This is a genomic window from Kocuria rhizosphaerae, assembly GCF_044462265.1.
Taxonomy (GTDB): domain Bacteria; phylum Actinomycetota; class Actinomycetes; order Actinomycetales; family Micrococcaceae; genus Kocuria; species Kocuria rhizosphaerae.
The window spans coordinates 109459-118844 of sequence record NZ_JBISWL010000044.1 but is presented as its reverse complement, the minus strand read 5'-3'; the positions used below and the strand labels follow the sequence as shown (position 1 = coordinate 118844).

Here is a 9386-nt window from a genome sequence, read left to right as displayed (position 1 = left end):
GCACCCCACCCGGACACCTTAGCCGACGGGGGCCTACTCCCGGGTCGGCGAGGGCTCGGGCGAGGGCTTCTCCTCGGCCGGGGGCTCCGGGGTCTCGACGGCGGCCAGGATGTCGACGACGAACAGCAGGCTCCCGGCCGGGTACTCCGAGTCCTTGCCGAGTTCCTTCTCGGTGCCGTAGGCCTGGTCCACGGGCACGGAGAGCACCACGCGGGAGCCCTCCTTCTTGCCCTCCAGGCCCTTCTGCCAACCCTCGATCACGTTGTCGAGCGGGAAGGACGCCGGGGCGCCCTTGTCGTAGGAGGAGTCGAAGGTCTCGCCGTCGGACCACTTGACGCCCACGTAGTGGGCGATCACCGTGTCGCCCTCGGCGACCTCCTCGCCGTCGCCCTCGACGAGGTACTCGGAGACGAGCTTCCCGGGAGCCTTGCCCTCGGGCTTCGCGACGGTCGGCACGCCCTCCTCGTTCTCCGTGACCTCGGGCAGGCCCTTCGGGCTGTCCTGCATCTCCCCCTCGATCTCCGTGGGGATCTTGCGGACGACCTCGTAGACCTCCACGGACGTCGAGTCGTCCCCGGCGGCCCCGGAGGTCTCCGGGGAGGAGTAGGCGACGATGGCGCCCTCCTTGGCGCCGACGAGCGCGTCGTACATCTCGGGGATGGACTCCTTGAGCTCGGCCTCGAGCTTGAGCACCTGGCCGGCGCCGCGTGAGTAGGTCTCACCGATCGAGGTGGCGTCGGAGCCCTTGTAGAGCGCCGCCTGCAGCAGCAGGGTGTCGCCCTCGGCGAGCTCCGCCCCGTCACCCTCCCGCAGCACCTTCGCGTCGGCCTCCTCCACGTTGAGGGGAGTCTCGAAGGTGATGGACGGGGCCTTGCCCGGCTCCGGGTCGCCGCTGAGCTCGACGGAGTCGACCCCGGGGCCGGAGCAGCCGGCGAGCAGCAGCATCAGGGACAGGGCGGCGCCGGAGGTGGTCAGGGTCTTTCGCACAGGTTTCTTCCTCAGGGGTCGGACCGGGTGGAGGTCGAGCGCGGTCGGCCGGCTCGGGCCGGGACCGCGCCCAGCCTAGTGCAGGGCGCTGGACGTCGGCTGGACGGCCCGTCGGAGAGCCGCGTGCCGGGGCTCGCGCGGGGTGTGGCGGGGTTCACGGAGCGGTCGCGTGCCGGGGGCTCACACGGCGGGGGCGTCCCCGGCCCCCTCGGTGCGCAGCGCCGCCACCAGGGAGTCCGCCTCGGCGTTCTCCGCGGCGAAGGGATCCTTGCACAGCACGGTGCGCTGCGTGCGCCCGTTGACCTTGAGGTGGACCCAGTCGACGGTGTACTGGAGGCCGGAGGCCATCGCGGCGTCGATGAAGCGGCCGCGGACGGCGGCGCGCGTGGCCGGGGGGACCGCGGCGGCCTGCTCGACCCGCTCCTCCGGGACGAGGCGCGCGGCTCGTCCCCGCCGCTGGAGGAGGTTGAACAGCCCGCGCTCGGGCGCGGTGTCGTGGTAGGCGAGGTCCAGCTGCGCCATGCGCGGCGAGGAGAGCTCCAGCCCGTCGCGGGCGGCGTAGCCGTCGAGGAGCGTCTTCTTGATCGCCCAGTCGATCTCGGTGTCGATGCCCGAGGTGTCCTGGCGGGCCACGGCGTCCAGGGTCCGCTCCCAGAGGTCCAGGACCCAGGGCACCCGGTCGTGGTGGGCGCCCTCGCGGTCGACGAAGGACCGGACGCTCTCCAGGTGCTCGTGCTGGAGGTCCAGGGCCGAGCGGCGGCTGCCGTCGGCGAGCTCCACGGGGCGGGTGCCGGTGAGGTCGTGGGAGACCTCGCGCAGGGCGCGGACGGGGTCGGCCATCGTGCGGTCCGGGAGGATCCGCCCCGCCTCGATCATGCGCAGCATCAGGTCCGTGGTCCCCACCCGCAGGGCCGTGGTGGTCTGCGACATCGTGGAGTCCCCGACGATCACGTGCAGCCGCCGGTAGTGCTCGGCGTCGGCGTGCGGCTCGTCACGGGTGTTGATGAGGGGCCGCGAGCGGGTGGTGGCCGAGGAGGACCCCTCCCAGATGTGGTCGGCGCGCTGGGAGAAGGAGTAGCTGGGCGCGCCGTCGAGCTCCCCGACCCGGGCGCCGCCGAAGTCCTCGGGTCCGGCCGGGTGGACCTTGCCGGCGCCCACGACCAGCTGCCGGGTGACGAGGAACGGGATCAGGACCGCCACGAGCCGGGCGAACTCGGTGCGGCGGGCGATCAGGTAGTTCTCGTGGGAGCCGAAGGAGTTGCCCCGGGAGTCCACGTTGTTCTTGAACAGGTACAGCTGCCCGGCGGTGCCGGCCTCGGCCATCTCGTCCTGGGCCCGGCGGCGGAGGTCGTCGACGATGAGCTCGCCGGCCTTGTCCTGGGCGACGACGTCCTCCAGGGTCGCGCACTCGGCGGTCGCGTACTCGGGGTGGGACCCGACGTCGAGGTAGAGGCGCCCGCCGTTGGGCAGGAACACGTTCGAGGACCGGCCCCAGGCCACCACCGGGCCGAAGAGGGTGCGGGCGGCCTCCTCCGGGGCCAGCCGGGCCCCCGGGCTGCTGTGGGCGATCCCGAACTCGGTCTCGATGCCGTAGATCCTGCGGTCCATGGGGACTACTGCCCGCCCTTCTGCACGAAGCCCTTGACGAACTCCTCCGCGTTGGACTCGAGGACGCCGTCGATCTCGGCCAGCAGGTCGTCGGTGCCGCCCGTGCTGGTGCGGGCCTGGGCGGCGGCGGGTGCGGGCGCACCGGGGTCGGGCAGCTCCGTCTCCTCGCGGCGACGGTCGCCGGTGCCGAAGATGCGTTCCTGGGCCATGTCGGGTCCTCCTGGGTCTGGTGGGTGGTGCGGTGGGCGGGGTGCTCAGCCGAGGGAGCCGGTGTGCACGAGGCCGGGGTGGGCGGCGTCGAGGGCGCGGACGAGCTGCTCGGTGTCGGGGGCCGTGCCCAGCAGCCGGGCGGTGTCCTCGCGGGTGAGGGCCAGCGGCTCGGGCATCGTGATCCGTGCGCCGCGGCGCACGCCCGGCAGGGACAGGGACACCGAGTCCCAGTTGGCGGTGACGACGTCGTCGGGGAACCGGGCGACCAGCCGTCCCCGGAACCACGCGCGCGTGTCGGCGGGCGGCTCCTCGGCGGCCCGGGCGATCTCGTCGGGGCCGAACAGGGTCCGCATCCGGCCGGCGGCGACGAGCCGGTGATAGAGGCCCTTCTCCGGACGGAGGTCGTGGTACTGGAGGTCGACGAGCGTCATCCGGGCGTCGTCCCAGGCGAGGTCGTCGCGGCGCCGGTAGCCCAGCAGCAGGGCGTGCTTGGCGACCCAGTCGAGACGGTCGGCCAGGGACAGCGGGTCGCTCTCGAGGGCGTCGAGGACCTCCGCCCACAGCTCGAGCACCTCCCGGGTCCCGGCGTCCGTGCCGCCCTGCTCGTGCGTCCGGGCGGCCTCGAGGTAGAGGCGCTGCAGCTGGATCCCGGTGAGCCGCCGGCCGTCGCGCAGCGGGACGGTGGCGGTCAGGCCCGGGTCGTGGCTGATGGTCCGCAGGGCCGCCACCGGGTCGGCGAGGGCGATCCGGGGGGCGGCGCCGGCCTCGATCAGGTTCAGCACCAGGGAGGTCGTGCCGAACTTCAGCAGGTTCGAGGTGTGGGAGAGATTGGCGTCGCCGATGATCACGTGCAGCCGACGGTGCCGGCCCCGCTCGGCGTGGGGCTCGTCGCGGGTGTTGACCACGGGCCGGTGGACGGTGGTCTCCAGGCCCACCTCCCGCTCGAAGAAGTCGGCGCGCTGGCTGATCTGGAAGCCCGGGCGCGTGCCGCGCTCCCCCAGGCCCACGCGCCCGGCCCCGCACACTACCTGGCGGGAGACGAAGAAGGGCAGCAGCCCGGCGACGAGGTCGTCGAAGGGCACGGAGCGGGGCACCAGGTAGTTCTCGTGCGCCCCGTAGGAGACGGACTTGTTGTCGGTGTTGTTCTTGTAGAGGTTCACGACGTCCAGGCCGGTGTCCTGCGCGGAGGCGGCGATCGCCCGGACGGCGTCCAGCGCCACCCGGTCCCCCGCGGCGTCCCAGAGGACCGCGTCCCGGGGGGTCGTGACCTCCGGGGAGGAGTACTCCGGGTGGGAGTGGTCGACGTAGAGGCGGGCGCCGTTGGGCAGGACCGTGTTCATCACGGCCTGCGGCCGGTCCACGGTGGCGGGGCCGGCGTCCCGCAGCGCCTCGGCCGCGACCTCCTCGGCCGTGAGCACGGGGGCGACGTCGGTGAGCTGGGAGGGGTCGGCCTGCTCCCGGGGCACGGTGAAGCCCCGGGCGTCCTCGAGCGGGGTCTCCCCGTGGTAGTCCCACCCGGAGAGGGCGTGGCCGGCACCCAGCCGGCGGCGCACGAGCGCGGCGTAGGTGGTGACCACCTGCGTGGAGAGCACCGTGGCGTCGGCGGCGGGGTTGCCGGCGGCCAGCACCCCGTACTCGGTCTCGGCGCCCATGACGCGGCGGACGCTCATCCGTCCTCCCCCGGCCTCATACCCGCAGGGTGCGGGTCGCGGTGCAGGACCATGCGCAGGTCCGCGATCGTGTCCCCGCGGCGGCCCGAGATCCGTGCCCAGTCCTCGGGGTTGGCCGTGTTCGGCAGGTCCTGCTGCTCGTGGAACTCCTCGTCCACCGCGCGCACCAGGTGGGCGCGGCTGAGCCCGCGCACGCCCGTGGTGAGGAGGTCCTTGATGGCCTGCTTCTTCGCCCGGTCGACGACGTTGCGGATGACCGCCCCGGAGGTGAAGTCCCCGAAGTGGAGGGTCTCCTCGGTGCCGTCCCGGTAGCTCAGGTGCAGGAACCGCGTCTCGGGGCTGCGCTCGTACATCCGGGCGACCGCGGCGTCGACCAGGGTGTCCACCGCCCCGCGGCGGGAGCCCGCGGCGTCGACCTCGTCCTGGCGCAGCGGCAGGTCCTCGCGCACGTAGAGCCGGAGGATCTCCCGGGCCCCCCCGGCGTCCGGGCGGTCGATGCGGATCTTGACGTCGAGCCGGCCCGGGCGCAGCACGGCCGGATCGATCATGTCCTCGCGGTTGGTCGCCCCGACCACGATGACGTTGTCGAGGCGCTCGACGCCGTCGATCTCTGTCAGCAGCTGCGGCACGATCGTGGTCTCCACGTCCGAGGACAGGCCGGATCCGCGGACGCGGAACAGGGAGTCCATCTCGTCGAAGAACACGACCACGGGGATCCCCCGGGCGGCCTGCTCGCGGGCCCGCACGAAGATGGACCGGATCTGCCGCTCGGTCTCCCCCACGTACTTGTCCAGCAGCTCCGGGCCCTTGATGTTCAGGAAGTAGCCCAGGGCCTTGTCGCGGCCGGCCTTGGCGGCGGCGCGCTCGGCCAGCGAGCGGGCCACGGCCTTGGCGATGAGCGTCTTGCCGTTGCCCGGGGGGCCGTAGAGGAGGATCCCCTTGGGCGGGGTGAGCCCGTGCTCGCGGTAGAGCTCCGGGTGCACGAAGGGCAGCTCGACGGCGTCGCGGATCTGCTCGATCTGCGGGCCCAGCCCGCCGATGTCGTCGTAGGAGACGTCCGGGACCTCCTCCAGGACGAGCTGCTCGACGTCGGTGCGCTCGACCGTCTCCAGGGCGAAGCCGGTGCGGTGGTCGATCGAGACGGCGTCGCCGATCTGGGGCCGGGTCCGGCGCAGCGGGCCGGCGAGCAGCAGCACGCGCTCCTCACCGGAGCGCCCCACGGTGAGCACGCGGTCGTGGTCGACGATCTCCTTGACGGTGGCGATCTCCCCGGTCTGCTCGTGGCCGAGGACGGCGCCGACGACGTAGTTCTGGTCGAGGAGCACCTGGCGGCCGGGCTCGCACGCGGACAGGTTCACGAGCGGGCTCAGCGCCACGCGCATGCGGCGCCCCGCGACGAGGACGTCGAGCGTGGGCCCCGTGACGGCGGGTCCGGAACCGCTCTGTTCGCCCACGGGGGCCCGGCCGGGGTTGGCCTGCAGCACGGTGCCCTGGCTCAGGGGCGGGGCGAGGTCGTTCTCGAGGGCCCGTTTCAGCTGGGCGATCTCGGTGCGGGTCGCGTCGAGCAGCCGGACGAGCTTCTGGTTCTGGGTGCCGGCGGCGGCGAGCTGCCTGTCCAGGCCACGCTTCTGGTCGCGCAGGATGTTGACCTGGCGCTGGGCGTTGACGAGCGCGCGGCGGGTCTCCTCCGGGTCGGCGGGCGGGCCGTTCTGCTCGCTCACGGGCGCTCCTCTCCCCCGGCCTCCCCGGTGCCCCGCCCGGTCCCCGCTCCGCCGGGCGCTCCGGTGGAGCGGGCGGCGCGCTCGGCGAGGCCGAGGGCCTCGCGTCCGGCCCGGCGCAGCTTCTTGCCCGAGACGTCGCGCTCGCCGAGGGCCACGGGCGTCCAGGCGTCGAGGTCCTCCTGGCTGTACTCGGACTTGGAGGCCCGCCGCTTCGGCGCGAGCCGCTCCGAGCCGTCGGCGAGACGCCTCGCGGAGAGCAGGAAGCCGGTGTGGGCGACCATCCGGTGGTCGGGCCGCACGGCGAGGCCCTCCACGTGCCAGCCGCGCACCATGGTCTCGGAGGCGTCGGGCTCCGTGAAGCGGCCGTCGGCCCGCATCGCCTCGGCCGTGCGGGAGAGCTGGGTGACGGTCGCGACGTAGCACATCACCACGCCGCCGGGCGCCAGGGCCGTGGCCACGGCGTCCAGGCACTCCCACGGGGCGAGCATGTCGAGGACCACGCGGTCCACGGAGCCCGGCTCCTCGTGCCGGCCCAGCTCCTCCGCCAGGTCGCCGATGGTGATCTCCCACGCCGGGTGGGGCCCGCCGAACATGGTCTCCACGTTGCCGCGGGCGATGTCGGCGAACTCGGCACGCCGCTCGAAGGAGCGCAGGTGGCCCTCGTCGCCCACGGCGCGCAGCAGCGAGATGGACAGGGCCCCGGAGCCCACGCCCGCCTCGACCACGCGCGCCCCGGGGAAGATGTCGGCCATGGTGACGATCTGACCGGCGTCCTTGGGGTAGACCACCGCGGCGCCCCGGGGCATCGAGAGCACGAAGTCCTTCAGCAGCGGCCGCAGGGCCTGGTACCGGAACCCGGCGGAGTTCTCCACGACCGTGCCCTCGGGGCGGCCGACGAGCTCGTCGTGGCGCAGCACGCCGCGGTGGGAGTGGAACTCGCCGTCGGCCGCGAGCGTCACCGTGTTCATCCGGCCGCGCTCGTCGGTGAGCTGCACCCGCTCCCCGGCGCGGAAGGGGCCGCGCCGGTTCGCGGCTCCGCGCGGGGACGCGGGCGGCGGGGTGGCGGTCTGGTCAGCGGTTCCGGTCATCGGCTCACTCTCACGGCGGGTCGTCATCGGGTCGTCATCGGGTCGGTGCGGGGCCGTCCGGGGTCCCGGGCGGGGGCTCGTCCGCGGGTCCGGGCCACGGGTGCGGGGCTGCTCCCCATTCTGTCACCGTGTCCGCCGTGGTGCCCGCCATGGTGTCCGCCCCGGTGCCGGCCACGGCGCCGGGGCGGCGCCCCCGGTACCCCGTGGGACCCGCCGCTCACCGTGCTGGATGCGGCCCCGGCAGCCGGTCAGCCGGCGAGGCGGCGCTCGAGCACCGCGGTGCTCAGCACGCCCACGGGGCGCCCGTCGGCCGCGGTGACGACGTAGTAGGGGTGCTCCCGGCGGGCCACCGCCCGCAGGAGCTGCTCCTCCCTCAGGTCCGCGTCGAGCACCGCGTCCTCGGGCAGGCCGCGGAGCACGGCCGTGAGCGGGGTGGCCGCGCGCCGGTCGGCAGGCACGGCGTCCGCGGCGCCGGGGTCGAGCAGCCCGGCCGGGCGGCGGCCGCGGTGCAGGATCACGACGTGCGGCACCGGGCCCGGCGGGTGAGCGGCCAGGTGGTCCAGCACGACCCGGTCGGCGTCGGCGAGGGACGCCTCCGCGGGCAGCACCACGGCGGGCTCGGCGAGCGAGGCGGCGGTGAGGCCGCGAACCCTCGCCTGGACGGCGGCGTGGCGCAACGACGCGCCGGCGCCCTGCCACATGAAGCCGGCGACCAGCACCGTGAGCACGACCGCGGCGGTCTCCCGCCACAGCCCGGCCACGGCGACGGCCACGATCAGGCCCGCCGCGAGGGCCCGTCCGGCCCACGCGGCGACCACCGTGCCGCGGCTCTCGCGGCCGGTGGCGGCCCAGACGAGAGCTTCCACCACGCGGCCGCCGTCGAGGGGCAGGCCGGGCAGCAGGTTGAACAGTCCCACGATGAGGTTCGCCCAGGCGGTCAGGTCCAGCAGCACCCAGCCGAGCGACGGCTCGGGCTGAGCCGCGCGCAGCACGGCCCAGCCGGCCGCGCCGAGGGCCAGGTTGACGGCCGGTCCGGCGAGGGACACCGCGGCCGAGGCCAGCGGGGTGCCGCGAACGTCGCCGAAGTGGGTGTGCCCGCCCAGCAGGCTCAGCACGATCCGCCCGGTCGGCCAGCCGAACGCGCGCCCGGTCCAGGCGTGGGCCAGCTCGTGCAGGAGCACGGACAGGGCGAGGGTCACGGCGAAGCCCAGGGACGCCGCGTAGGCCTGGGCGCCGAGCCGCGGGTACTGCGCGGCCAGCACGGGCGTGTAGAGGACCACGGTGGCCGCCGCGATGACGAACCAGGACCAGGACAGGGTGACGGGCACTCCGCCGATGCGACCGAGGGGGATCCCGCGCGGGGCCGGGCTCACGCGGGCACCCCGGCCACGAGCCGGCCGAGGTCGTCGGGAGTCACGCCGGCCAGGCTCGGCAGCAGGTGGTCGGCGCCGGCGCCGTCGAGGGGGACGACGGAGGGCACCCCGACCGTGAAGATCCCGGCGGCGGTGGCCGAGCGGACCCCGGTGCGGGAGTCCTCGACCGCGACCATGCCGCGGGGGTCGGGCCGGCGGCCGTCGTGCGCGGGCAGCCGGGCGGCGCAGAGCAGGTACGGGTCGGGGGCGGGCTTGGCCGGGTGGCCGAGGTCCCCGGTGACCACGACGTCGAACACCCCCGGCCCGCCGAAGGCGTCGACGACGACCTCCGCGAGGGGCGCCTCGCTGCTGGTCACGAGGGCCAGCGGCACGCCGCGATCGCGCAGCGCGGCGACCAGCTCGAGCGCGCCGTCCCGGTGGACCGTGCGCTCGCGGGTGCGGGCCACGACCCGGGCGAGCAGGTGGTCGACGATCTCCCGCACGCCCAGGTCGGCGCCCGCGCGTTGGAGCACCGCGGCGCAGTCCTCGAGGCCGGAGCCCACCATGGCGAGGGCGTCCGCCTCGGTCCAGGCGCCCCCGAAGGAGCGCACGAGCTCGATCTCCGCCTCGATCCAGTACGGCTCCGTGTCCACGAGGGTGCCGTCCATGTCGAACAGGACAGCGGTGGGCAGGAGGGCGCGGGAGGGCGCGGAGGGGAGGACGGGCATGGCACCATCGTAGTGGCCGCAA

Annotated in this window: 8 protein-coding genes; all 8 read right to left on the bottom strand. The window is 74.7% G+C overall.

Going from position 1 to position 9386, the window contains the following annotated elements; genetic code table 11:
• Window positions 1–33: 33 nt before the first annotated feature.
• The 8 genes from ACH9EU_RS05920 to ACH9EU_RS05885 all read right to left on the bottom strand — a co-directional run bounded on the left by ACH9EU_RS05920 (window position 34) and on the right by ACH9EU_RS05885 (window position 9364).
• Window positions 34–987, bottom strand: coding sequence for an FKBP-type peptidyl-prolyl cis-trans isomerase (locus ACH9EU_RS05920; RefSeq protein ID WP_396413012.1), 954 nt, complete (start codon window positions 985–987; stop codon window positions 34–36).
• A gap of 180 nt (window positions 988–1167) precedes the next feature.
• Window positions 1168–2595: a Pup--protein ligase gene (gene pafA, locus ACH9EU_RS05915; protein WP_396413011.1), complete on the bottom strand. Its 1428-nt coding sequence runs from the start codon at window positions 2593–2595 to the stop codon at window positions 1168–1170.
• A gap of 5 nt (window positions 2596–2600) precedes the next feature.
• Window positions 2601–2804 (bottom strand): ubiquitin-like protein Pup, encoded by a 204-nt coding sequence (locus ACH9EU_RS05910; protein ID WP_396413010.1) that lies wholly within the window; start codon window positions 2802–2804, stop codon window positions 2601–2603.
• A 45-nt stretch (window positions 2805–2849) separates the two neighbouring features.
• Window positions 2850–4475: a depupylase/deamidase Dop gene (gene dop, locus ACH9EU_RS05905; protein WP_396413009.1), complete on the bottom strand. Its 1626-nt coding sequence runs from the start codon at window positions 4473–4475 to the stop codon at window positions 2850–2852.
• Window positions 4472–6196, bottom strand: coding sequence for a proteasome ATPase (arc, locus tag ACH9EU_RS05900; RefSeq protein WP_396413008.1), 1725 nt, complete (start codon window positions 6194–6196; stop codon window positions 4472–4474). The genes dop and arc overlap by 4 nt, the downstream gene beginning before the upstream one ends.
• A complete protein-coding gene (locus tag ACH9EU_RS05895; RefSeq protein ID WP_396413007.1) occupies window positions 6193–7284 on the bottom strand; it encodes a tRNA (adenine-N1)-methyltransferase in 1092 nt (363 codons plus the stop codon). Before ACH9EU_RS05895 ends, arc begins: the two co-directional genes overlap by 4 nt.
• 248 nt (window positions 7285–7532) lie before the next feature.
• Window positions 7533–8657 carry a site-2 protease family protein gene (locus ACH9EU_RS05890; protein ID WP_396413006.1) on the bottom strand — a complete coding sequence of 375 codons (1125 nt, stop codon included), beginning with the start codon at window positions 8655–8657 and terminating at the stop codon, window positions 7533–7535.
• The gene (locus ACH9EU_RS05885; protein ID WP_396413005.1) at window positions 8654–9364 is read right to left on the bottom strand and encodes an HAD hydrolase-like protein; all 711 of its coding nucleotides are present in this window, start codon (window positions 9362–9364) and stop codon (window positions 8654–8656) included. The genes ACH9EU_RS05890 and ACH9EU_RS05885 overlap by 4 nt, the downstream gene beginning before the upstream one ends.
• Window positions 9365–9386 lie beyond the last annotated feature (22 nt).